Source organism: Pseudomonas floridensis (genome assembly GCF_002087235.1).
Classification (GTDB): domain Bacteria; phylum Pseudomonadota; class Gammaproteobacteria; order Pseudomonadales; family Pseudomonadaceae; genus Aquipseudomonas; species Aquipseudomonas floridensis.
The window spans coordinates 214,410-240,918 of sequence record NZ_MUIO01000002.1; the positions used below are offsets into that span (position 1 = coordinate 214,410).

The 26,509-nt window shown below is 59.7% G+C and carries 20 protein-coding genes; 10 read left to right on the forward strand and 10 right to left on the reverse strand.

Annotation, left to right across the window (positions count from 1 at the left end; translation table 11 throughout):
- Positions 1–55 precede the first annotated feature (55 nt).
- Entirely contained in the window at positions 56–2,419 is a 2,364-nt protein-coding gene (locus BZK31_RS01110) for a DNA polymerase II (protein WP_083180910.1), read from the reverse strand.
- A gap of 241 nt (positions 2,420–2,660) precedes the next feature.
- On the opposite strand from BZK31_RS01110, the gene BZK31_RS01115 reads away from it, so the two are divergent.
- Positions 2,661–5,246 carry a bifunctional diguanylate cyclase/phosphodiesterase gene (locus BZK31_RS01115; RefSeq protein ID WP_083180911.1) on the forward strand — a complete coding sequence of 862 codons (2,586 nt, stop codon included), beginning with the start codon at positions 2,661–2,663 and terminating at the stop codon, positions 5,244–5,246.
- Between the two features lie 120 nt (positions 5,247–5,366).
- Positions 5,367–5,807 carry a CBS domain-containing protein gene (locus tag BZK31_RS01120; protein WP_083180912.1) on the forward strand — a complete coding sequence of 147 codons (441 nt, stop codon included), beginning with the start codon at positions 5,367–5,369 and terminating at the stop codon, positions 5,805–5,807.
- Positions 5,808–5,837: 30 nt separating this feature from the next.
- On the opposite strand, the gene BZK31_RS01125 is transcribed toward BZK31_RS01120, so the two are convergent.
- Both BZK31_RS01125 and BZK31_RS01130 read right to left on the reverse strand, forming a co-directional pair.
- Positions 5,838–6,371 carry a DUF4174 domain-containing protein gene (locus tag BZK31_RS01125; protein WP_083180913.1) on the reverse strand — a complete coding sequence of 178 codons (534 nt, stop codon included), beginning with the start codon at positions 6,369–6,371 and terminating at the stop codon, positions 5,838–5,840.
- 135 nt (positions 6,372–6,506) lie between these two features.
- Complete coding sequence (locus BZK31_RS01130) at positions 6,507–7,709, reverse strand: aspartate aminotransferase family protein (protein ID WP_083180914.1); 1,203 nt, start codon at positions 7,707–7,709, stop codon at positions 6,507–6,509.
- Positions 7,710–7,814: 105 nt separating this feature from the next.
- Here BZK31_RS01130 and BZK31_RS01135 point away from each other — a divergent pair, with 105 nt between their 5' ends.
- Complete coding sequence (locus BZK31_RS01135; RefSeq protein WP_083180915.1) at positions 7,815–8,720, forward strand: LysR family transcriptional regulator; 906 nt, start codon at positions 7,815–7,817, stop codon at positions 8,718–8,720.
- Positions 8,721–8,780: 60 nt separating this feature from the next.
- Here the strand turns inward: BZK31_RS01135 and BZK31_RS01140 are convergent, their stop codons facing one another.
- A complete protein-coding gene (locus tag BZK31_RS01140) occupies positions 8,781–10,685 on the reverse strand; it encodes a HAMP domain-containing methyl-accepting chemotaxis protein (protein WP_083180916.1) in 1,905 nt (634 codons plus the stop codon).
- Between the two features lie 410 nt (positions 10,686–11,095).
- On the opposite strand from BZK31_RS01140, the gene BZK31_RS01145 reads away from it, so the two are divergent.
- Positions 11,096–11,608 carry a GAF domain-containing protein gene (locus tag BZK31_RS01145; protein WP_083180917.1) on the forward strand — a complete coding sequence of 171 codons (513 nt, stop codon included), beginning with the start codon at positions 11,096–11,098 and terminating at the stop codon, positions 11,606–11,608.
- Between the two features lie 61 nt (positions 11,609–11,669).
- On the opposite strand, the gene BZK31_RS01150 is transcribed toward BZK31_RS01145, so the two are convergent.
- A complete protein-coding gene (locus tag BZK31_RS01150) occupies positions 11,670–15,152 on the reverse strand; it encodes an indolepyruvate ferredoxin oxidoreductase family protein (RefSeq protein WP_083180918.1) in 3,483 nt (1,160 codons plus the stop codon).
- A gap of 188 nt (positions 15,153–15,340) precedes the next feature.
- Between BZK31_RS01150 and BZK31_RS01155 the strand changes: the two genes are divergently transcribed.
- The 3 genes from BZK31_RS01155 (at position 15,341) to BZK31_RS01165 (ending at position 18,056) form a co-directional block, all read left to right on the forward strand.
- Positions 15,341–15,808 carry an Lrp/AsnC family transcriptional regulator gene (locus tag BZK31_RS01155; RefSeq protein WP_024687791.1) on the forward strand — a complete coding sequence of 156 codons (468 nt, stop codon included), beginning with the start codon at positions 15,341–15,343 and terminating at the stop codon, positions 15,806–15,808.
- Positions 15,809–16,298: 490 nt separating this feature from the next.
- Positions 16,299–16,832 carry a sigma factor-like helix-turn-helix DNA-binding protein gene (locus BZK31_RS01160; RefSeq protein ID WP_083180969.1) on the forward strand — a complete coding sequence of 178 codons (534 nt, stop codon included), beginning with the start codon at positions 16,299–16,301 and terminating at the stop codon, positions 16,830–16,832.
- A gap of 87 nt (positions 16,833–16,919) precedes the next feature.
- Complete coding sequence (locus BZK31_RS01165; protein ID WP_083180919.1) at positions 16,920–18,056, forward strand: M14 family metallopeptidase; 1,137 nt, start codon at positions 16,920–16,922, stop codon at positions 18,054–18,056.
- A 55-nt stretch (positions 18,057–18,111) separates the two neighbouring features.
- On the opposite strand, the gene BZK31_RS01170 is transcribed toward BZK31_RS01165, so the two are convergent.
- Complete coding sequence (locus tag BZK31_RS01170) at positions 18,112–19,326, reverse strand: MFS transporter (protein WP_083180920.1); 1,215 nt, start codon at positions 19,324–19,326, stop codon at positions 18,112–18,114.
- Positions 19,327–19,432: 106 nt separating this feature from the next.
- Here BZK31_RS01170 and BZK31_RS01175 point away from each other — a divergent pair, with 106 nt between their 5' ends.
- Both BZK31_RS01175 and BZK31_RS01180 read left to right on the forward strand, forming a co-directional pair.
- Complete coding sequence (locus tag BZK31_RS01175) at positions 19,433–19,978, forward strand: TetR/AcrR family transcriptional regulator (RefSeq protein WP_083180921.1); 546 nt, start codon at positions 19,433–19,435, stop codon at positions 19,976–19,978.
- A gap of 88 nt (positions 19,979–20,066) precedes the next feature.
- Positions 20,067–21,371, forward strand: coding sequence for a leucine-rich repeat-containing protein kinase family protein (locus tag BZK31_RS01180; RefSeq protein ID WP_083180922.1), 1,305 nt, complete (start codon positions 20,067–20,069; stop codon positions 21,369–21,371).
- A 28-nt stretch (positions 21,372–21,399) separates the two neighbouring features.
- On the opposite strand, the gene BZK31_RS01185 is transcribed toward BZK31_RS01180, so the two are convergent.
- Both BZK31_RS01185 and BZK31_RS29350 read right to left on the reverse strand, forming a co-directional pair.
- Positions 21,400–22,104, reverse strand: coding sequence for a YebC/PmpR family DNA-binding transcriptional regulator (locus tag BZK31_RS01185; RefSeq protein WP_083180923.1), 705 nt, complete (start codon positions 22,102–22,104; stop codon positions 21,400–21,402).
- A gap of 43 nt (positions 22,105–22,147) precedes the next feature.
- Positions 22,148–22,381: a hypothetical protein gene (locus tag BZK31_RS29350; protein ID WP_157900687.1), complete on the reverse strand. Its 234-nt coding sequence runs from the start codon at positions 22,379–22,381 to the stop codon at positions 22,148–22,150.
- 45 nt (positions 22,382–22,426) lie between these two features.
- Here BZK31_RS29350 and BZK31_RS01190 point away from each other — a divergent pair, with 45 nt between their 5' ends.
- On the forward strand, positions 22,427–24,394 hold the full coding sequence (locus BZK31_RS01190) for a type VI secretion system Vgr family protein (protein ID WP_083180924.1): 1,968 nt from the start codon (positions 22,427–22,429) through the stop codon (positions 24,392–24,394).
- Here BZK31_RS01190 and BZK31_RS01195 read toward each other — a convergent pair.
- Together BZK31_RS01195 and BZK31_RS01200 are read right to left on the reverse strand one after the other, a co-directional pair.
- Positions 24,381–25,154 (reverse strand): enoyl-CoA hydratase, encoded by a 774-nt coding sequence (locus BZK31_RS01195; protein ID WP_083180925.1) that lies wholly within the window; start codon positions 25,152–25,154, stop codon positions 24,381–24,383. The genes BZK31_RS01190 and BZK31_RS01195 overlap by 14 nt on opposite strands.
- A 79-nt stretch (positions 25,155–25,233) precedes the next feature.
- Positions 25,234–26,445: an acetyl-CoA C-acyltransferase gene (locus BZK31_RS01200; RefSeq protein ID WP_083180926.1), complete on the reverse strand. Its 1,212-nt coding sequence runs from the start codon at positions 26,443–26,445 to the stop codon at positions 25,234–25,236.
- Positions 26,446–26,509: the final 64 nt, after the last annotated feature.

A 26,509-nucleotide genomic window follows, 5' to 3' on the forward strand; every position in this document is an offset into this window, starting at 1 on the left:
AATCGTAACCGGTGCGCAGAGTACCGCCTGCTGGCAACGCGATACGGGTGATGGGTCAGAAAAGCCCCAATTGTCCGCCAATCAGCGTACTGAAATCATCGTCTACGAATGGCAGGATCGCATCGGCCAAGGGTTGCAGCTGGCGGGTTACATAGTGGTCGTAATCAATGGGAGCCGTGCGGATTTCCAATGGCTCGGGGCCTGCGACGGTCATCACGTAGCTGATCCAGCCGCCGCTCTGATACTGGCGCGGGCGACCCTGCCGGTCGTTGTAGTCATCGGCAATGCGCGCAGCGCGCACATGCGGCGGCACGTTGCGCTGATAATCGTCCAGCTTGCGACGCAGCCGCTTGCGATAGATCAGCAGGTCATCCAGATCGCCCGCGATTGTGCGGCGAACGTAGTCGCGTACATAGTCCTGATACGGCTGACGCTTGAAGATGCGCAGGTAAAGCTCCTGCTGAAACTGCTGAGCCAGCGGCGACCAGTCGGTGCGCACGGTTTCCAGCCCCTTGTAGACCATCTCTTCACTGCCGTCGGCGCGCGTGACCAGACCGGCGTAACGCTTCTTGCTGCCCTCCTCCGCGCCACGTACCGTCGGCATCAGAAAGCGCTTGAAATGGGTTTCGTATTGCAACTCCAGCGCACTGTCCAGGCTGTACGTACGCTGCAAATGCTCACGCCACCATTGATTGACCTGTTGCACCATCGCCTTGCCAATGCTGGCCGCCTCTTCCTGACCGTGAGGACGGCCCAGCCAGACGAACGTCGAATCAGTGTCGCCGTAAATCACCGTGTAACCCTGCGCCTCTATCAACTCGCGGGTCTTGAGCATGATTTCATGCCCGCGCAGGGTGATCGATGAGGCCAGCCGTGGGTCGAAAAACCGGCAACCGCTGGAGCCGAGCACGCCGTAAAACGCGTTCATGATGATCTTCAGGGCTTGGGACAGCGGCGCATTCTGCTCGCGCTTGGCGGTTTCGCGCCCCTGCCAGACCCGCTCGACGATGGCCGGCAGGCTGTGCCGGGTGCGGGAAAACCGTGCGCCGCGAAAGCCTGGCACCGACTCGCTGTCGTCTGGATGACGCAGGCCCTCGATCAGCCCGACCGGGTCAATGAGAAACGTGCGAATGATCGACGGGTACAGGCTCTTGTAGTCCAGGACCAGCACCGACTCATACAGACCCGGCTGCGAGTCCATGACAAAACCGCCCGGACTGGCTTCAGGCAGGCGCTCGCCCAGATTGGGCGCGACGAAGCCCTGGCGATGCATCAGCGGAATGTACAAATGACAGAACGCAGCCACCGAGCCGCCGCTGCGGTCGGCGGGCAGCCCGGTTACCGTGGCCCGCTCCAGCAGGAACGTCAGTAACTGCGTCTTGGCAAAGATCCGCGTGACCAGCTCACAATCCTTGATGTTGTAACGCGCCAGCGCGGGTTTGTCTTCGGCGAACATGCGGTTGATTTCGTCCATGCGCTGATAAGGCGTGTCGATGGCCTTGCCTTCACCCAGCAAGGTCTGCGCGACGTACTCCAGGCTGAACGACGGAAAGCTCCAGGTCGCCGAACGCAATGCTTCGATGCCATCGATAACCAATCGCCCGCTGATGTCGGCAAAGAAATGATTGTTGCGGCTGCCATGTTCGCGCCAGCCCATGGACTCTCCACCACGACCCAGCTTGAGCGGCACGTTCAGGCGTTGCGCATGCTCATGCAGAACGCGCAGGTCGAACTGCACCACATTCCAGCCGATGATCGCGTCAGGGTCGTACAGGGCCAGCCAATCGTTGAGACGCTCCAGCAACTGTGCGCGGGTGTCACAATATTCGAGCTGAAAATCCAGCGTTTCGTCAGCACCGTTGGCCGGGCCCAGCATGTAGACATGGCGCTGGCCGCAGCCTTCCAGTGCGATTGAGTACAGCTCGCCACGCGCGGTGGTTTCGATGTCCAGCGACACCAGTTTCAATCGAGGGCGGTAATCTGCATCCGGCCTGATCTGAGCGTTGCAGAGCACGCCTTCATCATTCGCCGTACCGCTGAACTGGACGGGTGCGGTGATGAAACGCTCCATCAGGTAGCGCTCCGGCGGACGGATGTCGGCCTCGTAAACGTCGACGTTGCCCTTGCGCAGCAGTTTTTCGATGTTCATCAATTGCCGGTGCTGCTGGCAGTACACACCCAGCACCGGCCGATGACGGAAATCACTCAGTTGCAGCGGCCGCAATTCAACGCCACGCTCGGCCCGCAAAAGCGAGCGGGCGCGCTCCTGCTGTTCGGCGGGAATGAATGCGACCGAGGGCTGACATGGCAGACGGATATGACGCGGGCCGTCGTCGGTCGCCAACCAGAAATCGACTTCAGTCCCGGCCGGCGTGTCCTGCCAGTGCCGACTCAGGATGAAGCCCTGCTGTAAATCCAACGTTGCAACCTCGATCAGACCATTCGGAGCCTGATTCTACGTGGCTATGGCGGCAAAGGCGCGCCTGACGGTCGGTTCAAGAAACAATTGCCGCCGCCGATAGCCCGATACAAGTACCTGACCATGGACTGACCGTCAGACCGAGCACACATGTCCGGGCGGGTGAGGCCTGTCTGTCTGCTCAAGACAGCCAATGCCTTCGCCCCGTCGTGTCGACGCTATTGACCGTGGAACAGCAGCAATGAAATCGCTCGACTTGCCCGACTCTGTGCCAAGAGCCACCGCAGGCAACACATTTCTGGCACGCCGCACGCTCATGACCATGGTCGGCCTGCTGGGCGTGCTGTCGCTCGTCACACTCATTGCCCTGTTCTACATCGCCTATCAACTCAATCACAATGCCGCGCTGCAGAGTCAGCGGCTGGTCGAAAAAGTCTGGCAATCACGCGAAAAGGCACTGATTGCGACGTTCAAGGACAACGCCTACTGGGGCGACGCTTACAAGCATCTGCACATCCAGGTCGACCCGGAGTGGGCGTATCAGCGCAATAATCTGGGCGCTTCGCTGTATACCGATTTCGGGTTCGAAGGCATCTTTGTCGTCGACGGTCGTGACCGGACTTCTTACGCCGTGGACAGCGGCGAACTGGTCTCGCTGCAACTGACGGACTGGCTGGACGGTAGCCAGGATCAGCTCATCATGCAGGCCCGCGAGCGCACTGACAGTGATGAAGTCTTTACCCAGATCCGCAAGGTCGATCATGTGCCGGTACTGCTGATCGCCGCGCCGCTCACCACCGGTGGTGATGAGCAAGTGCAACAGACCGATTCCGTTCAGTCAGTGATGGTGTTGGCCTACCGCTTCACGCCTGAAAAACTGAAGCAGATGGGCACGTTGTACGGCATACACGGCTTGCGTACTGCTACCGACCCCGATGATGCCAGCCAGTTTCCCTCGGTCGAGACAGAACCGGGTCTGCTCTTGCGCTGGGATCCGGAGAAACCGGGTAAAAAACTGATCCGTGGACTACTGCCGGTGCTGCTGGTTTTTCTGATCACGCTGGGTTTCGTCGCCAGACGCGTGACCCGCAAGACCATCAGGACTGCCGAACTGATGGACCGACAGTTCGAGCTCATCACTCAGAACCGCGCGGCGCTGGCCAGCAGCGAAGAGCGCTTTCGCAACGTCGCCGAAACCGCCTCGGACTGGGTCTGGGAAACCGATGCCGAGTTACGCATCACCTACCTGTCGGAACGTTTCACTCGCGTGACCGGCCATGCGGCACACCCCTGGATCGGACGCTACCTGGATCAATTGCTGAACTGCCAGACTCAGGCACTCAGTGACTGGGTGCGCCATGACCGAGCGGTGGATGAGCGCGCATTGCTGCGCTGTACCCACTACTCGCTGCAAGGCGCGGAACGGACCAGCAACATTGCCGTAAGACCCATCGTGCGCGACGACCGCGTGGTCGGCTATCTGGGCATTGCTTCGGATATCACCCAGGAAGTGGACAACCAGTCGCGCCTGTTCCATCTGTCCCAGCACGACGCACTGACGGGGCTGCCCAATCGCACGCAGATGCAGGCATTTCTGAACCGCACGCTGGAAAACCGTTTTGAGCCGGGCTTTTCCCTGACCATGCTGAATCTGGACCTGGACAGCTTCAAGCCGGTCAACGATGTATTCGGGCACAGCGTCGGTGACGGCGTATTGCGTGAGGTCGCGGAGCGCCTGGCGTTCTGCCTGCCAGCCGACGGCCTGCTGGCCAGGCAAGGCGGCGACGAGTTCCTGATGGTAAGCACCCGTCTGGCCAGTATGGAAGACGTCGAGCATTTGTGCGAACGCCTGATTCGGCATGTTCAACGACCTTTTACTGTCAACAATCAGGACGTGTTCATCGGCCTGAGCATCGGCGTTGCGCTCTGCCCCTTGCATGCCGAGACCAGTCAGGACCTGATCCGGTTTTCCGATCTGGCGCTGTATCAGGCGAAAAAAGAGGGGCGCAACACCTGGCGTTTTTACGAGAAAGTCATGACCACGCGCATCACCGAGCTGCGCGACATGGAAAAAAGCCTGCGTGTGGCGGTCAGGAACGACGAATTCACCCTGCACTACCAGCCGCGCTACAGCGTCCACGACGGCAGACTCTCCGGCGCCGAAGCGCTGATCCGCTGGGCGCACCCGACGTTGGGTTTGTGCATGCCCGACCAGTTCATCGGCCTGGCCGAGGAAAATGGCCTGATTCTGTCCTTGAGCGACTGGGTGCTGCACCGCGCCTGCAGCGATGCGGCCGACTGGGACGACGCCTTGCGCGTGTCGGTGAACATTTCTGCCGTGGAGTTCCGTATTCCCGGCCTGGTAGAGCGAGTCCGTCAGGTTCTGATGACGACCGGTCTGCCCAGCCATCGGCTGGAACTGGAGGTCACCGAGCGGGTGATGATCCACGACGCTCACGCGGCTTTGAAGCTGATGAATGACCTCAAGGCGCTGGGCGTCAGGTTGTCGATGGATGATTTCGGCACTGGCTACTCATCGCTGAGTTACCTGAGAATGTTTCCATTCGATGCGCTGAAGATCGACCGCAGCTTCATCAACGAAATAGACGCCAACACCCAAAGCCTGTCGATCGTTCAGGCGATCATCCAACTCGGGCGCAGCCTGTCGATGACCATCACTGCGGAAGGCGTCGAAACCGAACGGCAACTGGCGCGCCTGCGGTCACTGGCCTGCGACGAAGCGCAAGGCTACTACCTGAACCGGCCTATGCCCCTGCCCGCGTTCCTGGAGGTCATTCAGGCTCAGACCCGCCAGTCGGAAAACTGACCGTCGGGTTATAGACGGTTTGAAGTCGTTTTGCCACTTGCCGGATCGCACGGTCTGCACGATTCTGTCACAAACAACACTGTGCCCAGACACAGGGTCATTCTCACCCCGGAGAGCGCCATGAAAACCGTCGCCCAGTTATTGAAATTGAAAGCCGAACAGAACCAGCAAGTACACACTATAGGCCCGGATCAGATGGTGCTCGACGCACTCAGGCTGATGGCCGAAAAAAACATTGGTGCCTTGCCGGTGGTCGAGAATGGCGTGGTGGTCGGGGTCGTCAGCGAACGAGACTATGCGCGCAAGATGGTCTTGATGGGACGCTCGTCGGTCGGCACTCCGGTCAGCGCGATCATGAGCAGCAAGGTGATTACCGTCAATCCGCAGCAGACCGTCGAAGCGTGCATGGGAATAATGACCGACAGCCACTTGCGCCATCTGCCGGTCGTGGAAAATGGCGAGCTGCTGGGCCTGCTGTCCATCGGTGACCTGGTCAAAGAGGCCATCAACGAACAGGCCAGCCTGATCCAGCAGCTGGAGCAGTACATACGCGGCGAGTGACTGCCACGTCTGCGCGCCATACTTGCGTGATCAGTCGTCCAGCGTCTTGCCCGCCGGTGCCGCCTTACCGGGCTTGGCGGCCTTTTCGGCAGGTGCCGGCCTGGCCTCAGGCTCAGGTGGCGCAACGGCCGCTTCCTGTTCACGCATCGGCATCTGGTCGATGGTGGCGAAAATCTCCTTGGGATCGACTGCCCCGGATTTCTCGATCTTCTTCTCGCCGTCCTTGCCCACCAGAATGACTTTGGTCTGCGCACCGGCGCCCAGTTTCAGCTCACGAATCAGGGCCATGGTCGACTGTGCGTCCATCGTTTTGCCGTTGCGCTCACCAATAGTGTTGACCACGGTGAACAGCACCATGTTGCGCTGCGCGAACGCTTCACGGTTGGCGGGTTCGTCCAAGGCCTTCTTGATACTGACGAGCGTCGGGTCGACCGTGCTGGGAGCGATGATGATCAAGGGACGCGTCTTGCCGCGCTCCTGCGCCAGCGGGCTGTCGCCGTCGGCGGCCAGGGCCGTGCCGGCAGCGACAAGCAGAGTGGCGAGGGTCAGGGACCGGATTAGCATGGTGGGCTCCTTTCAAATCCATTGGGGTAGCCATTGCGTCGACACACGCAATGCCCCCCTGTTCTACCGCATATCGGTCATCACGGTATAGTCCAGGATCGCGTCGCCCCGTAAACCCGGCCCTGCGACCTGCGCTCAGGCCAACCGATCGAGCTGCTGGCCAGACGCGCTGTCGAGGGTCTCGACGAGGCCCTGCACGATCATCTCGACCTCCGCAGCGTTCAGCACCAGAGGCGGCAACAGACGAATGACCTTGCCGCGGGTCACGTTGATCAGCAAGCCATGTTCCAGCGCGGCCAGCCTGGTCAGCTCGGGAATGGCCTGTTGCAATTCGACACCTATCATCAGCCCACGCCCGCGAACCTCCAGCACGTCAGGCCGGCCTTGCAACGCGTCCTGCAGCCGCTCAAGCAGCAGCGCCCCCTGCGCCCGGGCATTCTCCACCAGCCCTTGCTTCTCAATGATATCGATCACGGTGCACCCTGCGCGACAGGCCAGCGGATTACCGCCAAAGGTGCTGCCATGACTGCCCGGCGTAAACAGTTTCGCCGCTTTGCCCCGCGCTACACAGGCGCCGATCGGCACGCCATTGCCCAGCCCCTTTGCCAGCGTGATCACATCCGGCACGATGCCTTCGTGCTGAAACCCGAACCATTCGCCAGTACGGCCCATACCCGTCTGGATTTCGTCGAGCATCAGCAACCAGTCGCGCCGGGTGCAACGCTCGCGCAAGGCAGTGAAGTAGCCGGCCGGTGCGACGCGAACGCCGCCTTCGCCTTGAATCGGCTCGACCAGCACGGCGGCTATCCGGTGGCCATGGGTGATACACACCTTGTCGAACGCGGCCAGATCACCAAACGGCACCTTTATGAACTCCCCCGGCAAGGCGCCGTATCCCAGGCGCACCGCCGGCCCATCGCTGGCGCACAGGGTGCCCAGCGTGCGCCCGTGAAAGGCGTTCTCCATCACCACCACCAGCGGTTTTTCAATGTACTTATGCCAACCGTGCAACCGCGCCAGCTTGAGCGCGGTTTCGTTGGCCTCAGCGCCGGAGTTGTTGAAAAACACCCGATCCAGCCCGGATAACATGGTCAGCTTGAGCGCCAGCCGCTGCTGCCAATCGATGCTGTAAAGATTGGAGGTGTGCAGCAACAACCCGGCCTGCTCGCGTATGGCAGCCACCAGCGCTGGATGAGAGTGACCGACATTGGTCACCGCCACGCCCGCGACCGCGTCGAAGTACTCGCGCCCCTCCTTGTCCCACAGACGAGTGCCCAGGCCGTGGGTGAAGCTCAGCGCAAGCGGTTGGTAAGTGTTCATCAGGCAGGCGGTGGTCATGATGTGAAGCTCCATGGGTGCATAACGTGTCTTTTGCAGTATCGTTAGCCACTAGAGCTGGATAAACGGCGAAATACTTCAATCATTTTAAAGTCAGGCTTGATAATGGATCTGTTTCAGGCAATGAAGGTGTATGTGAAGGTGGTCGAGACAGGCAGTCTGACGGCGGCCGCGCAAGCCTGCTCGATGTCCACGACCATGGTCGGTAATCATTTGCGCGCACTGGAACAGCGCCTGGGGGTCAGCCTGCTGAGACGCACGACCCGCCGCCAGCATCTGACCGAATTCGGAACGGCGTACTACGAGCGCTGCCTTGAAGTGCTTGGGCTGGTGGCGCAATCCGAACAGCTCGCCGAGCAGGCGCAGGACGAACCCGCCGGTACGCTGCGGATCACCGCCCCTCTTACCTTCGGCTCGGAGAGCCTGGCGCCGGCCATTTGCGAGTTTTCCCGACGCTTCCCGCAGGTCCGGCTGGACGTGGTGCTGTCCAATCAGCGGCTTGACCTGATCGATAACGGCTTCGACATCGCAATCCGGTTGGGTGCCCTTCCCGAGTCATCGCCTTTGATTGCCAGACCGTTGCAGGACTACACACTGACCATCTGCGCATCGCCCGAGTACCTGGCGCGCCACGGCACACCTGCCCGTCCCGATGATTTGCGTGTGCACAATTGCCTGGCGTTCGCTTACCCGGCGGGCGACGAATGGCGCGATGCGGGCAAACGCTGGCGGATGACCGGCCCCGAAGGCGAAGTGCTGGTGGACGTGAACGGTTCAATGGTGATCAATACATCGTCAGGCCTGTGCCAGGCTGCGCGTGCGGGAATGGGGATTGTGATGCTGCCCGATGCGCTGGTGCAGCGCGATCTGCTAGACGGCCAACTGGTCGCGCTGCTTACGGACTATCAACTGCCCAGACGCCCGATGAATCTGTTGTACGTCCAGGATCGTTACCGGCTGCCGAAACTGCGCAGCTTTGTCGACTATGCGATGCAGCTCTGGGGACGCTGATCCGGCACGTGCATTGCGCACGTGCCGGAGGTCGGGTGGCTACGATGAATCAGCCGGGCATCAGACCTTGAAACGATTCACCAGCCCTTGCAGGTGAACACCCAGGCGCGCCAGCTCGACGCTCGACGATGCGGTCTCTTCACTGGCCGACGCGGTTTGCTCGGAGATGTCCCGCACTTTCATGACGCTGCGGTTGATCTCCTCGGCTACAACGCTCTGCTGCTCGGCAGCGGCGGCGATCTGGTGGTTCATCGTCTCGATGGTCGAGATCGACAAGGTGATGTTATTGATCGACTGGCCGGCGTTGCGGGTGAGTTCGACACTGTTCTCGGTCAATGTGCGACTGCTTTCCAGAATGGTCGCAACCTGCGCCGTGCGGCTATGCAATCCGCCGATGAGCGAGGCAATTTCTTCGGTCGACGTCTGGGTGCGCTGCGCCAGGCTGCGCACCTCGTCGGCGACCACCGCGAACCCACGACCGGCCTCCCCGGCACGTGCCGCTTCGATCGCCGCGTTGAGGGCCAGCAGATTGGTCTGCTCGGCAACCGCCTTGATCACGTCCAGCACGCCACCAATCTTGTTGCTCTCGTTTTTCAACTCGTCCATGGCGGATTTGGAATGCTCGACTTCGCTGGCAAGGCTTTCGATCTGACTGATCGCCTTGGCGACCACCCCATCCCCTTCCCGTGCTTCTTTCGAGGCGTTGACTGCTGCGTGCGAGGCCTGCTCGGCATTTTTGGCCACGTCGTTCACAGTCGTGGACATTTCATGCATCGCCGTGGCGACTTGATCGGTTTCGCTTTTCTGGCTGTTCACCCCGGCGCTGGTCTGCTCGGTCACGGCGGACAACTGCTCGGCCGCACTGGCGATTTGCGTGACACCGTCGCTGAGACCGCCAATCAGATCGCGCAGGTTGCCTGTCATGCGTTGCATGCTGCCTTGCAACAGACCCAGTTCGTCCTTGCGGGTGACGACCTGGTCGTTGGTCAGATCGCCATCCGCAACCTGCTCGGCCAGTTTCAGGGTTTCGAGCAATGGGCCGACAATCAGACGGGTAATGATCCATGCCGCCAGCACACTGACAACCAGTGCCGAGACCAGCCAGAGAATGAGCAACGACCTGGCCTGGTCCATGTCTTCCATTCTCAGGGTGACCTGATTTCTGGAAAGCTGATCCGCCGACGCCAGCAGGATCTCGATGTTTTTGGACACACCGGCCTGGGCATCGTCGATTCGGAACTGGGCACTGGCAAACTGGCCTATCGCATTCTGGTACGCCGCCATGGCGTCCTGAAGGTGTTTGACGGTGTCGGCCTGACTGCTGAAGCCCGATAGATTTTTCATGAACTCCGTCGCAGACTTGATCGAGCTTTCGGCAACCACTTTGCTATCGGCTTTCAGCGAAAACGTATAGCCGCGAACATCGAAACGCATTTTCTGAAACATCATCAACGCCTGCGCCGATGTTTCCCGCAACGGTTCAGAACCTTCACTGGAGTTGGCGAATACTTGCAACTTTTGCAAGTCCTCCGCCGCGGCGTCGGCGTGTCGACCGAAGACAGCGCGAGTGGCCTCGCGGGCATCAGTGGCCTGCATCAAGTTATCGTAATGGATCCGGTAGTCTTTCATCGCCGCCAGCGAGGCATCGATCAACGGCACGTTAACGTCGGACGTAAATACGGTCGCCGCATAACGCACGTGATTGTTGAGGTTGTCGTACGCTTTGAGCCAGTTGCTCGCCCGCTCGGCATCGTAATTGATGCTGAACGATAGACGCGCGATGCGCATGTCACGCGTCAACGTGCTCAGCTTGCCAATGTCGGCGGTTCGCTCGCTCCGTTCGCTCAACGACACGATACCCGACCATCCGGTCCAGGCAATCAGTACCGTCAACAGGATAACCAGCGTAAACCCCAGAACGAGCTTGGACCTGACGCTTATATTGCCCAGAATAGTTTTAAACATATAACACTCTTGATAAATGTTTGAATTTAATGTAGCCGTTCGCTCCCTGCCGTGACGTCAACATTAAGATTTCGGCATTGAAACTTTAAACTTTACAATTAGAGCAAACATTCTTTTAGTTAAAAAACCGCAAGACTTCATGACAAAGATTAAATTCAAATTATTTAATAAGGGTCATAGCCTTTAATAAAAACACCTGACAGCGACCACTCAAAAACACTTTACCAGCATATAACCACATTCATATGAATGCAGCGTGATAGTTGTCCGAAGTCTGACATCAACAACGTAGTTGTCTTTTTACTCGACACACCGCAAGGGCTGCAGTTGAAAACTGCATGTTCGTGTCTGACCGATGTGCGATGATTCGTGCCACTACGGTATCGAGCCAGTCTTTCGGAGAAGCAAAAATGGGGTGTGAGGTGACGGTGTCTCGCGGGCTGTTGACCGCTGAAGAGCGATCGGCCATCGCGGAGATCGAGGCGACCACTAATGTGTTGAGGCTGGTCACCAGGCTGACCGGAATGCGTTTTGCCGGTATCGCCAAATTTACCGAGGCAGAATGGGTGGCCTGCTCGGTCTACGATCCGAGCCATCTGGGCATGGAAGAAGGTGCAGCGTTCGATCTGGAGCAAACGCTGTGCAACGAGTTTCGTACCAACTCGCAGGCGTTGTTCGTACCGCAGATCAGCCAGAACGGGAAATACGCAAACCTTGCGGTGGTCAAGCAATACGAAATCGAGAGCTATGCAGGTGTGCCGATCTTTCTTCCGGATGGTCGCCTGTACGGCGCATTGTGCGCGCTGGACTCGCGACTGACGCTGTTCGACGACCCTGATCTGGCCGAGACCCTCGGGCTGTTCGCCCGGCTGGTGGGGTGCATCTTCTTTTCCAACCTGACCGAGGGCGAATACCGCGCCTGACCGATGTCACCCATTGCGTGGCGCAGACGCAACGCTTGACATACAGATCAGGCTTTCGGGATCAGGCAGCCACTTCGTACAGCTTCGGTGCGGCCACCTCGCCGCTTTTCAGGCTGCGGCGCAGTACATCGGCCTGCAGCGCTGCGGCGTTCATCGCACTTTCCTTGACGTACCCGTAACCGCGAATCCGCTCGGGCAGACGCGCCAGGCTCAACGCCGTATGGCGGTTGCCCGCCTGCAGGTGTTGCAGGATCAGCTCGATGTCACTGACGTAGCGCTCGATCAGTTCACGTTCCTGGCGACGCTCCAGGCTGCGACCGAATGGATCGAATGCGGTGCCGCGCAGGAATTTGAATTTCGCCAGAACATCGAACGCACGCAACATCCACGGACCGAAGCTGCGCTTGCGCGGCTGCCCGGTGTGCGAGTCACGCTTGGCCAGCCAGGACGGTGCCAGATGAAACTCCAGGCGGTAGTCGCCCTCGAATTGCGCTTCCAGTTGCCGAGTGAAATCTCCATTGCTGTACAGCCGCGCCACTTCGTATTCGTCCTTGTAAGCGAGCAGTTTGAAGTAGTTGAACGCCACGGCTTCGGTCAACGTCGGTTGCTGACCCGGGAACAGGCGCACTTCGGCGTCGCGAACCTGTTGCACCAGCTTCAGGTAGCGACCGGCATACGCCGCGTTCTGGTACTGCGCCAGCGTTTCCATGTTGCTCTGAATGCGCTGATCCAGGGTCAGTTGTAAGGACTCGGCAGGCTGCTGTTTCGGGTTGACGAAGGCCTCGACTGCGGCGGGATCATGAGCGGTACGACGGCCCCAGAGAAAGGCCTGCTGGTTGAGGTTCACGGATACGCCGTTGAGCTCGATAGCCTTTTCGATGGCCTGTGAAGTCAACGGAATCAGCCCCAACTGGTACGCATAACCCAGCATGAACAGGTTGCTGGCGATGCTGTCGCCCATCAGCCGGGTGGCCAGTGAAGTCGCTTCGACAAAATGAGTCTTCTGCGCGCCCACGGCATCGATGATGGTCTGCTTCATCGCCTCGACCGGAAACACGGCGTCCGGGTTGCGAGTGAATTCGGCTGTAGGTGTCTGCTGGCTGTTGACCACCGCGTGAGAGATCGCGCTGTCGAGTTTTGCGATGGCATCCGGACCGGCCGCGACCAACAGATCGCAGCCCAGCAGCAGATGAGCTTCACCCGCGGCAATGCGCACTGCGAACAGATCCTGCTGGCGTGCAGCGATGCGGATGTGGCTGACCACAGGGCCGAACTTCTGCGCCAGACCGGCCTGATCGAGCACGCTGCAGCCCTTGCCTTCCAGATTGGCGGCGTAACCGAGCATCGCGCCAACCGTGGTCACACCGGTCCCGCCGACGCCGGGCAGGAGAATATTGAACGGCCGCTCCAGCGACGGCAGGATCGGCTCCGGCAACGTGGCGAACGCTTCAACCTGTTTGGGCAGGACCGGTTTGCGCAGTGTGCCGCCGTGGACAGTGACGAAGCTCGGACAGAAGCCTTCCACGCAACTGAAGTCCTTGTTGCAGGCATTTTGATCGATCTCGCGCTTGCGGCCCTGAGCGGTTTCCTTGGGCAGCACAGACAGACAGCCGGACTTGACGCCGCAATCGCCACAGCCCTCGCACACCGCCGTGTTGATCAAGGCACGTTTTTCCAGATCCGGCATCGTGCCGCGCTTGCGGCGACGGCGCTTCTCGGTGGCACAGGTCTGGTCGTAAATGATCACTGAAACGCCTTTGAACTCGCGAAGCTCGCGCTGCACGCTGTCCAGGTCCCGCCGATGGTGGAAGGTGGTGATCGGCGCAAAGCCCTCTTTGCTGGGGTATTTGTCCGGCTCGTCCGATACCAGCGCAATACGTTGCACGCCTTCATTGAACACCTGACGGCTCAATTGATCGACCCGCAACACGCCGTCGATTGGCTGGCCGCCGGTCATGGCCACGGCGTCGTTGTAGAGAATCTTGTAGGTGATATTGACCTTGGAAGCGACCGCAGCCCGCAGTGCCAGATGCCCGGAGTGAAAATAGGTGCCGTCGCCCAGGTTCTGGAATACATGGGGGGTTTCGGTAAACGGTGCCTGACCGATCCAGGTCACGCCCTCGCCGCCCATCTGGGTAAAGGTATCGGTCGCCCGGTCCATCCAGATGGTCATGTAATGACAGCCGATACCCGCCAGCGCACGGCTGCCTTCCGGTACACGGGTGGAGGTATTGTGCGGACAGCCTGAACAGAAATGTGGCGTACGCTGGGTGTTGAGCAACGGCGCCTGAAGCGCCTTCTCTTTCTCGCTGAGAAACTGCAGGCGCGCTTCGATCTGCGGGCTGCTATAGAACGGCGCCAGCCGTTTGGCGATAACGCGGGCAAGCATCGCCGGTGTCAGCTCGCTCAGGTTCGGCAGCAGCGAGCGCCCCTGTTCGTCGAACTCGCCCACCACCACCGGACGGCGGTCCACGGGCCAGTTATACAACTGGCCGGTCAGTTGATCCTCGATAACGCTACGTTTCTCTTCGACGACCAGAATTTCGTCCAGACCTTGCGCGAAGTCGTGCACCGAAACCGGCTCCAGCGGCCAGCTCATGCCCACCTTCAGCACACGAATGCCAACCTGATCGCAAAGCTGCTCGTCGATGCCCAGCTCTTCGAGCGCCTGCCGCACATCCAGATAGGACTTGCCGGTCGTGACGATACCCAGACGCGGCTGCGTCGAATCGATCACCACTTTGTTGAGCTGGTTGGCGCGGGCAAAGGCGCGGGCGGCGTAAATCTTGTAGGTATTGAGGCGCGCTTCCTGGGCCAGCGGCGGATCCGGCCAGCGAATGTGCAGCCCGCCTTCTGGCAGAACGAAGTCTTCGGGAACGTGTGTCTGCATGCGCAGTGGATCGACTTCGACCACTGCGGAAGAATCGACGTTTTCAGCGATGGTTTTCATCGCCACCCAGCACCCGCTGTAGCGTGACAGCTCCCAGCCGATGATGCCGTAGTCGAGAATTTCCTGAACGTTGCTGGGGTTGAGCACTGGAATCATCGATGCGATGAACGCATGTTCGCTCTGATGCGCGATGGTTGACGACTTGCAGCCGTGATCGTCACCCGCAAGGATCAGCACCCCACCGTTGGCTGCCACACCGGCCGAATTGCCGTGCTTGAACACATCGCCACAACGGTCGACACCCGGACCTTTACCGTACCAGAGCGCAAACACGCCGTCATACTTGCCCTGCGGAAACAGATTGACCTGCTGACTGCCCCAGACAGCCGTCGCCGCAAGCTCTTCATTGATACCGGGCTGAAAGTGAATGGCGTTCTGCTGGAGATACTCCTTGGCGTCCCACAGACTCTTGTCCAGATTACCCAGCGGCGATCCGCGATAGCCGGAAATGAACCCGGCGGTATTCAATCCGCGTGCTTCATCACGCTGCTTATGCAGCATCGGCAGCCGGGTCAGGGCCTGCGTGCCGGTGAGGTACAGGTTACCGGTGGCGAGCCGGTACTTATCATCCAGACGAATATCAGCCAGGGACATACGGATACCTCTCTTGTTTTTATTCAGGCTTTCTCTAAGGAGTAAGGTCCATTTCGCCGGGGCGGTCCAGCCCGGCGGCCTTGCCATTAGACTGCCTGTAGAAAAGAGGCTTTTTCTTTCTAAATTGACAAATATCTGCTGATATTGAGCATGCCCTTTTCGAATAAAACAAAAAACAAGGTCAATTCATGCAGCTTAAATTGAGCCCTATCGATCGCAAGATTCTTCGTCTGCTGCAGCACGATGCGGATCTGTCGGCGGCGGAAATCGCCGAGCGGGTCGAGCTGTCGCAATCGCCCTGCTGGCGTCGCATTCACCGGCTTCAGGAGGACGGCGTCATCGAACGCACCGTCGCCCTGCTCAGCGCGCAAAAGCTGGGCCTGAGCATGACCGTGTTCGTCGAGGTCAAGCTCTCCGGCCATGGCAGGCGTTATCTGGCGGAGTTCGAGGAAGCCATCATCGGCCACCCTGAAGTGCTGGAGTGTTACACCATGGCTGGCGGCATGGACTTCATGCTCAAGGTCGTCGCTCAGGACATCGCCAGCTATGAGCGATTCCTGCGTGATCACCTGCTGCAGCTGCCCCATGTGCATGAGGCGCACTCCAACATCGCCATGAGCACGGTCAAGCGCACCACGGAGCTACCGCTGGACTGAGGGCAAAAATGGAGGGAATCAGGGCATGAGGAATAATCCATCAGCGGTCGCCGATGGATTATTTGTTTCAATGAGGGCAATAAAAACTTTGACTTGCAAATGATAATGATTATTATTGCATCAGCTGGTCGCGAGACTGGCTTGATAACCTGGAAGTCTTAGGTCGGCTTCCAGATTATCTCCTCATCAGGCTAATCACGGTTTTTGACCCGGCTTTTTGCCGGGTCTTTTTTTGATTTTTCGTTGCTTCAGGCTAATGAAGTCTTGGGTGCTACTGCGTTGGTTAGACGCGATGGCGCGCATGGTATCAAACCTCTGTGATTCAGGGTCAGCTTTCTGTGACGCAAACCGCTTGAACAGGCAGATAAATGGCAATTGCAGCGCCTTTTCACTTGAGAACGATTCTCACATTGACTAGGCTATCTGTCTCATGGATGAAACCTATAGCCTCAAGGAAGAATATCTATGGAAGATCAGCGAGCGATACATCATGAGTAGTCAGCTCTCGTCTTTATTGCCCCTCCCCGACCGACTCCCTGATTCGGCGCCGACGCTGCAGACGCTGGAACTCAGCCGTGCGCTGGGCAGGCTGTCACGCAGAACCCGTCAGATTTTTCTGCTCAGCCGCCTCGACGGGCTGGCCTACGCAGACATTGCCCGCTTCATGGAAGTGGACATTGCCAAGGTCGAGCGTGCAATGGTTCGAGCGCTCAAAGAGGCTCATCGCGGCACCGTCTCCCACGATGAATTCATTCAGGTGCAGGCCAGTCACTGGTACGTGCATTTGCAAAGTCCGTCGGCGACCGCCAGCGAGCGCATCGAATTTCGCCACTGGCTCGACGCCGATGACCGACACCTGGCCGCGTTTCAGAACAGCGAGCGTGTCTGGCGTGAACTGAAGGCGCCGGCTTCATTGCTGGGCGCCAGTGGCTGGCATCGACGCAAGCGGCGCATTTATCTGGTCTGGTGCCTGATCACGGCATTCATCTGCAGCCTGATGGTCACGGCCGAGGCCTTTTCCTGACGCTCAATGGCGGCTTTACGCAAGTCGAGGCCGGGATGATCGGTGTACAGTGAAGCCTGTACGCCCTTATCTATTCAGGAACGCACCTTGACCCTTACCATCAGCGCAGACTTCGACAGCGGCAATATTCAGGTTCTGGATGCACGCGATCCGAGCGCCATCACACTGGCTATCAGGCCCGATACCCGCAGCGATCATTTCCAGTGGTTTCACTTCAAGGTTGAAGGCATGGAAGTCGGCGCGCCCCACGGGTTCAGCCTGACCAATGTCAGTGAGTCGACGTTCAACAACGCCTGGACCGGCTACAACGCCGTCGCCTCCTACGATCACGAGAACTGGTTCAGAGTGCCGTCCGACTTCGATGGCAAGGCGCTCAACTTCACGTTGTCGCCCAGCCAGCCACAGGTCTGGTTCGCCTACTTCGAACCGTACAGCCGTGAACGCCACGACAGGCTGATCGAGCAGGCACTGGAAAGCGCGGGCACGCAACTGTTGGCGACCGGCAAAAGCGTCGAGGGCCGTGATGTCCCGTTACTGCGCAAGGGTGACGGGGCTGAAGGCAAACGCAAGATCTGGATCATCGCCCAGCAGCACCCCGGCGAGCACATGGCCGAATGGTTCATGGAAGGCGTGATCGAGCGCCTTCAGCAGCAGGGTGATGCGGCCATGGATCAGTTGCTGGCCAGTGCCGATCTGTATCTGGTGCCGAACATGAATCCCGACGGCGCTTTCCACGGTCACCTGCGCACCAACGCCAATGGCAAGGACCTGAATCGCGCCTGGCAGGACAGTACCGAAGCCGAAAGTCCCGAGGTGTTCTTCGTCAAACACCAAATGGAACAATACGGCGTCGACCTGTTTCTGGACGTGCACGGTGACGAGGAAATTCCTTATGTGTTCACCGCCGCCTGCGAGGGCAACCCTGGCTACACCGCGAAGCAGCAACAGCTTGAAGAGCAATTTCGCCGTCGGTTGGGTGAGATCACCGTCGATTTCCAGAGCGTTTACGGCTACCCGCGCAGCGCGCCGGGCAAGGCCAACATGAACCTGGCGTGCAACAGCGTCGGCGAACGATACAAGTGTCTGGCGCTGACCCTGGAAATGCCCTTCAAAGACAACGACAACGCACCCGATCCGCTGACCGGCTGGTCTGGCAAACGCTCGGCACAGCTGGGCCAGGATGTGTTGAGCGTATTGACGGAAATGGTTCAGGACCTGCGCTGATCCACATTGTTCGAGCATTTGCTCGTTACCCCAAGGATCGAGCCAGTCGTGCTGCCTACGCCGTCGCCCGATCCTGCTGCCCCGCCGCACGTCGCGTGATCAACCCCGCCAGCGCCATCAGCGCCAGCAGGATGACCACACCACCGTAAACATTACTGATCATCACCAGACCGAATGAACGGGCGGCGAAGCCGGCAGCCAATGCGGGCATGCAGAACGCCAGATAGCTGAGCACCAGAAACGCCGACATCAGTCCTGCGCGCTCGTGAGCGTGCGCCAGTGGCATGAGCATTCGCAAAGCGCCGAGAAAACTCGATCCAAAGCCAATCCCTGCAACGACAGCTCCGCCAAAGAACAAACACAGCGCGCCGGTGTTGATCGCCAGGAGAATCACCGCAACCCCTGCCGTCATAAAGCTGGCCCCCCCCCATAGCCCCAGTTCGGGTGCGCGCTGACGCAGGATCAGAATCGCAAGCGCACCGCTGAGTGTTAGCGCGGCCACCGCGAATCCACCCGCCAGCGGCGATGTCGAGCCGGTAGCGGCTGCCAGCAACGATGGGCTCAGTGACAGAAAGAAACCACCCAGTGCCCATGCAGCGATATCGACAGGCAACACCAGCCACAACATGCGCCGCGCCTGTAGAGGCACGTGTAGCGAGGGCTTGAGGGACTGCCAGGCGCCGGGTTGCGGGCGGACGGTCTCGGCCACGCGCGCCAGATAAAGTACCTCAGCCACGAACGCGGTGAGCAGCACGCAATAGGCAAGCAGCAACGGATGCGGCGCGAACCGTACCAGCAACGCCGTACCCAGAGCACCGACAGCCATGCCCAGCATCGGTGAAATACTATTGATCAGCGGGCCCTTGACCTGATCGCTGTCCAGCAATGCAGCGCCAAGCGCACTAGCTGCCAGCCCGGTGGCGAAGCCTTGAAGCAGACGCGCCATGACCAGCCAGCTTACATCGACGGCGAAGATGAACAGCAGCATCGACAAGATCTGCATCAACAGGGCGGCTAAAATCACCGGACGTCGCCCCAAATGATCGGACAGCGATCCGCCGCTCAACAAAGCTGCCAGCAGGCTGAAGGCATAGACGGCGAAGATCAGCGTCAGTACACCGGAAGAGAACCCCCATGCCTCCTGATACAAGTGATACAGCGGCGTCGGCGTACTCGACGCCGCGAAGAAACACAGGGTCGTGAACGCCAGAAATCCTACATGGCCGCTTTCCCGACCATCGGGCTGCGGGTTCTGCAAAGGTATGGACATGGGTACACTCTCCACTGATGCAACTCATTAAAGCCATGAATTAGCTTTTGCGGAGTGTGCTACTGGTTAGCGCTTAAAGCAAATACTTTGTGTTAAGGTCTGCCGTATGGCTATCAAAGAAGCAGTACGCACCGGAGGCCGTAGCGCCCGCGTGCAGGAATCCATTCACCGCGCCGTGCGCGACCTGTTGCTCGAGCAGGACCGTTCTACGCTCAGCGTGCCGCTGATCGCGACGCGGGCCGGTGTGACGCCGTCGACTATATATCGACGCTGGGGCGACCTGACCACGTTACTGGCCGATGCCGCCGTCGAGCGGCTGCGCCCGGATGAACCCATTGATCGCGGCAGCCTGCGTCAGGACCTGCTGATCTGGAGCGAAATGTACCTGGACGAAATGTCCTCGGCACCCGGACGCGAGATGATGCGTGACGTGGCCGCCAGCACCTCCAATTGCGCAGGCAAATGCGCCTCCATCGTGCGCGATCAACTGCAGACCATCATCGACCGCGCCGCGAGCCGCAATGAGTCATCGCCGACCGCCGACGAACTGATCGATGCCATCGTCGCGCCAATGATTTATCGGATTTTGTATTCCGAAGCTCCGCCCAGCCTCGCCACCGTGCAACGCTGGGTTGAACGCTGCCTGCCCTGAAACGCCAGTCGTGAACGATAATATCTGCGGCTGTCTGGCCTGACTCCCGTTATGATGCGCGCCTTGTCCGACTACTGACCGAACTGACATGCATACCCTCGCAGACCTACGCGCCGGCAAACTGGCAGGCATTCGGCGTCTTGACCTGTCCTGCGGACTGAGCGAATTCCCACCGGAAATTTTCGGGCTGGCGGACACGCTGGAGGTCCTCAACCTCAGCGGCAACTCGCTGAACAGCCTGCCTGACGACCTGCATCGCCTGACCCGCCTGCAAGTGCTGTTCGGCTCTGACAACGCCTTCACTCACCTGCCTGAATGCATTGGCCAGTGCGATCAATTGCGTATTGTCGGCTTCAAGGCCAATCGCATCGAGCAGGTCAGCGCTTCAGCGTTGCCGCCACGTCTGCGCTGGCTGATTCTGACCGATAACCGGATCGAGTCTTTGCCTGACGAACTGGGTCGCCGCCCGGATCTGCAGAAGCTGATGCTGGCGGGCAATCGCTTGCAGTCTCTGCCTGCGACCCTGGCCGATTGCCACCATCTCGAGCTGATCCGCATCGCCGCGAACCGCTTGACCGAGCTGCCGGACTGGCTGTTGAAATTGCCTGCCCTCGCCTGGCTCGCCCATGCGGACAACCCGCTCGGCCCTGAGCGCAACGATTTTGCAATACGGCAAATCCCCTGGCGTGAGTTGAATCTACAGCAGCACCTTGGCGAAGGTGCATCCGGCGTCATCCAGCAAGCAATCTGGCAGGGCAATGGGCAGCCGCGTACGGTTGCGGTCAAGCTGTACAAAGGCAGCGTGACCAGCGACGGCTCACCCCTCAATGAAATGGCAGCCTGCATCGCCGCCGGCAGCCACTCGCACCTGATCAATGTGCTGGGCCGGATTAACGAACATCCCGAGCAACGACAGGGTCTGGTGATGGAATTGATCGCGCCGCAGTTCAGCAACCTGGCCGCCCCGCCCAGCCTGGAATCCTGTAGCCGCGATGTTTACGCTGCCGGGACGCGCTTTCCGCTGCCTGTGCTGCTGCGCCTGGCAACCGGCATCGCCTCGGTCACTGCGCACCTGCATGCCCGTGGCATGACCCACGGCGACCTGTATGGCCACAATATCCTCGTGCAGCGAGATGGCACCTGTCTGCTGAGCGATTTCGGTGCGGCGTCGTTTCACCCTTCAGCCTCCGTTGCCCAGGCGCTGGAGCGTATAGAGACGCGAGCATTCGGTATTTTGCTGGGAGAAATGCTGGAACGCTGCGAGGCGTCACCTGAAGACTCGCCGATCATCGACGGGTTGAAAGGCCTTGCGGCACGCTGTACTCAGGCTGACTGCAGTAACAGACCGTTACTCGAAGAGGTGCATCGACAGTTGCAGGCATGGGGCGCGTGAAGCGCCCCCTGCCTCAGGCCGACATCGATCAGCCCGCCAGACCGACGTAAACGTTCTGGACATCGTCATGATTGTCGATGGCTTCCAGAAAGGCTTCGACTTCTGCCATCTGCTCGGCGCTCAGACCGTCAACCGTGCTTTTCGGGCGATAACCCAACTGTGCGGACTGCACGGTAAAACCGAACTCCGGCAATTTCTTGCACACGGCGTCCATGTCGGTGGGCTCGGTCAAGAAAAGGGTCGCACCCTCTTCACCCGGCTCACAGTCCTGGGCACCGGCCTCGATGGCCGCTTCGTCCGCGTCAGCGTCGGCCGAAGCGGGAACCGCCTCGATCAAGCCTTGATACAGAAAATCCCAGGAAACCGAGCCAGCCGCACCCAGCTGGCCTTTACGAAACAGCACGCGGATTTCCGACACGGTGCGATTGATGTTGTCGGTGAGGCACTCGACGATCACCGGCACGCGATGTGGAGCAAAGCCTTCGTAGGTCAGGCGTTCGAAGTTGACGCTTTCACCCAGCAGGCCTGCGCCCTTCTTGATGGCGCGTTCCAGGGTTTCGCGAGGCATCGAGGCCTTCTTGGCCTGCTCTACTACCAGCCGCAGTCGTGAGTTCATGTCCGGATCGGCACCGGCACGTGCAGCGATCATGATTTCCTTGGACAGCTTGCCGAAGGTGCGCCCTTTGGCGTTGGCTGCCGCTTCTTTATGCTTGACCTTCCACTGTGCGCCCATGTCTGCTCTCTTGATTCAATGTGCGTCTCGCCATCGGCACCCATCAGGCGGGCGGCAAATATGGCGAAACGTTAAAAATAGGGTGGCCGGTAAAGATGGCTCCGGCGCGGCGCATTTTATACGCGATCACGCCAGATGAAACCCCCGCTGAAACTTCATTGGTCGAACGACCGGTCACGATGCCTGCCGGTTCGGCATCCGACACCGATCCGGCCCACACTTTGTCGTGTAGTCCTTTTCTGAAAAACCTTGCAACGATGCTATTACAGTCACGCATTTCGTACCCTTCGCACCCTGAATTTCAAGGTGGGAGAGCCCGACGATGTGCAACGACCCGCAACTGCCGATAACGTTGGCGATTGCCGACTGCCAGATGGACCTGCATGTCATCAGCTTCACCGGCCTGGATGCCTTGAACGCGGTGTACCGTTTCGACATTGACCTGATCGGCACCGCGGCGGCGCTCGACACGGCCGGCCTGGTCGGGCGCGGCGCTTTCCTGAGCTTCGGCACGCCGGATCAGGGCGTGCATGGCATGATCCAGCACGCAATCGAAGTGTACGCCGGTGCCCGATTCAGACACTACCGCCTGGTACTGATGCCGGCCGTGCAGAAACTGGCGCGGCCTTCGCGACGCAGCGCCTACCATGACATGAGCGTGCCGCAATTGATTGAGCACTTGCTGGAACGCCATGATCTGCAAGCTGGCACCTATCGGTTCGAGCACATGACGGGGGTCTATCCCCGACGACCTGTGCGCGTCCAGTACGATGAGAGCGATCTGCACCTGTTGCAGCGCCTGTGTGAAGAGGAAGGCATTCACTTTCGGTTCGAGCATGCGCCGGACCGCCATGCGCTGGTGTTTTCCGACGATCCGGCCAGCTTTCCCGAACGAAAGCTGCCGATCCACTTCGACTGCGAGCGAGCACCTCAAAATCTGTTACCCGCCCTTACGCACCTGGCTGAACATCGATCGATCCACATCGACCGGCCAGGACGGACCTGGCATGCAGGCCAGCCAAACCGGTTCAATATTCCGAAACAAAGCGCCACGCCGACCACAGACGCGATCAACGAGTCACTGGAAGCGCCCGTCGGCCAACACTCGGCAGACCGGCAAGTCGCGTATCGACAACAGCGCAGCGCTCGTCATCTGGAGCGCCTGCGTTGCGAAAGTCGACATTTCTACGGCAGCAGCACCCAGCCCGGGCTGCGCAGTGGAGAGATCCTGCAGGTGCTCGACCATCCCGAGCCATTGCTCAACGATCAGTGGCTGTTGATCGAGGTGCGCCACGCGGGGCGCCAGTTGCAGACGCTGGAAGGTGTCGATCCGCATGACATTGCGGCGATCATTCAGGCGCTGCCGGAACAGGAATTGCCGACTGTCGACCTGGCAGCCGACGAAGGCTACACGAACCGACTGGCTGCCATACCCTGGTCGATGCCGTTCCGCCCGTCGCTCAAACACTTCAAGCGGACAGTCCGCGGCCTGCATCGCGCCACACTGATGCCCACAACGCTGAACATCGACGCCGATGAAAGCCTGTCAGCCTACCGAGCGATTCGTTTCGACTGGCAGGACGCGTTAGCGCAGACATTGGAGCGCTGGCCGCTGGCTCACGTGGCATGCAGCGACGCCAATCCTGTCGGGCAACTGCAGGCTGGAGCACGTGTGGCGGTCGGGCATCTGAACAATGATCCTGATCGCCCGGTGATCTGCGGCGCGCTGCACAAAACCGGGTCGACCCCGGAGACGCGTGTGCTTCTGGAAGGCATCGCGGCCCAGTCACCAATCTACGTTCATCTGCGTGACGGTCAGCGATTGCGCTTCGAATCGGACAGACACCTCATGATCAGAGGCGAACAGATTGAACTGCACCTGACGCCGACCAGTATCTCGGTATTGGGCAATGCCACCCCGAAAGCCTTTTCACCCGCGGATCTGGACGAAAACGCAACGAACATGAGTGATTTGCGCCTGACAACGTTGCCGGGCCTCCAGGGAGAACCGTTGACAGGGCGTATCTGGTACATCGTGCGGATGCGCGAGCCGGGACTGCAGCATCTGGCTCGCCTGGAACCGGAGCACTTCCTGTTCGAGGGAACCACTGATGGACGAGGTTACCTGGGCCTGAGCACAGCGCAGCGTCGCCGACTGATCAGGGAGTACCAGAGCACCCCACGGCATTTGTGGCTGATCCATCCCGGCGAGTGCCTCGCGCTGCACACGTACTTCCAGCAAAACTGGACACCGCAGCAGCGCCAGGCATTGATACTCAGCAGTCCTTGAAGGCGGCCGGGCGTTTTTCAATGAACGCCTGCATGCCTTCCTTCTGGTCCTGGCTGGCAAAGGTGGCGTGAAAGACGCGGCGCTCGAAGCGGATGCCTTCAGCCAGACTGACTTCGAAGGCACGATTAACGCTTTCCTTGACCATCATTGCGACGGGCAGGGATTTCTCCGCGATGCTGGCAGCGACCTTCAGCGCCTCGTCGAGCAGTTGCTCCAGCGGCAGCACGCGCGACACCATGCCCGCGCGTTCGGCTTCATGAGCGTCGATCAGGCGTCCGGTCAGGCACATTTCCATGGCCTTGGCCTTGCCGACGGCGCGGGTCAGACGCTGGGTGCCGCCCATGCCCGGCAACACGCCGAGGTTGATTTCCGGCTGACCAAACTGCGCATTGTCGGCCGCGAGTATGAAATCGCACATCAGTGCCAGCTCGCAGCCCCCCCCCAGTGCGAATCCCGCCACTGCGGCGACCATCGGCTTGCGTCGCGCAGCTACGCGATCGCTTTCGCGAAACAAGTCATCCAGATAGATCTGCGGATAGGTCAAGCCAACCATCTCCTTGATGTCGGCTCCGGCAGCGAAGGCCTTGTCCGAGCCGGTCAGCACGATGCAGCCGATGGTCGCGTCCGCTTCGAACCGGTCGAGCGCGTGGTTCAGTTCATCGATCAACGTCGCGTTCAGGGCATTCAAGGCCTTGGGCCGGTTCAGAATCACCAGCCCCACACCATCTCGAACCTCACTCAATATTGTTTCGTAACTCATTGATAAATAACCTTTTAGAAGAATATTCAAAAACGCATACATCACATTAAATAACACAAATAACTAGTTGTTTTTATTACTAATTAATCAATTCAACGGCAACTGCCGTGGCCTCGCCTCCGCCAATGCAGATAGCGGCCACACCGCGCTTGAGGCCCCGGCGGCGCAAGGCAGCCAGCAGCGTCACGATAATGCGGGCACCCGAAGCGCCAATCGGATGCCCCAAGGCACAGGCGCCACCGTTGACGTTCATTTTTTCATGGGGGATGCCCAGGCTGCTCATGGCAACCAGAGGCACGACTGCGAAAGCCTCATTGATCTCGAACAGATCCACGTCCTGCTGTGTCCAGCCGGTTTTGTCCAACAGACGCTTGATCGCGCCAATCGGCGCAGTCGGAAACAGCCCCGGTTCGTCGGCAAAGGCGGCGTGCCCGCGGATGACAGCCAACGGCTTGAGGCCACGATGCAGGGCTTCGGACTGCCGCATCATCAGCAGCGCTGCAGCACCGTCGGAAATCGAACTGGCGTTGGCAGCGGTGACCGTTCCGCCTTCACGAAAGGCAGGCTTGAGGGTCGGGATCTTGTCCAGGCGCGCTTTCGGCGGCTGCTCATCATGGGTGATCTGCCGCTGCTCCTTGCCGACCGTGACCTGTACCGCAACGATTTCCTCGTCGAAATGCCCGTCCGAGATGGCCGTCTGGGCGCGGGTCAGCGATGCGATGGCAAACGCGTCCTGGGCCTGGCGACTGAAACCGTTGATCTGGGCACAATCCTCGGCGTACGTGCCCATCAGCCGGCCGGGCTCGTAGGCGTCTTCGAGGCCGTCGAGAAACATGTGATCCAGTACGCGGCCGTGTCCCATGCGATAGCCGCCTCGGGCGCGATCAAGTAGATAAGGCGCGTTCGACATGCTTTCCATACCACCCGCTACCATCACTTTCGCGCTGCCCGCCATCAGCTGATCATGGGCCAGAATGGTGGTCTGCATGCCGGAACCGCACATCTTGTTGAGGGTGGTGCACAGCGTGCCGGTTCCGAGCCCGGCTCCAAGGGCAGCCTGTCTGGCGGGTGCCTGACCGAGACCTGCGGGCAGCACACAGCCAAACAGCACCTGCTCGACGTCATGCGGATCGATCCCGGCGCGCTCGACGACCGCACCGATGGCCAGCGAGCCCAGGCGGGTCGCACTCAGGCTTTGCAAGTCGCCCTGAAAGCCGCCCATGGGCGTGCGGGCAGCACTGATGATGACAACAGGGTCTTCCTGATGAGGGGGCGTCCGTTCGATGGACATGGCGATCTCCAGTCTTGTTGTTATGGGTCCGCTGAAATCATCGACCCGCAGGCGTGACGACGCA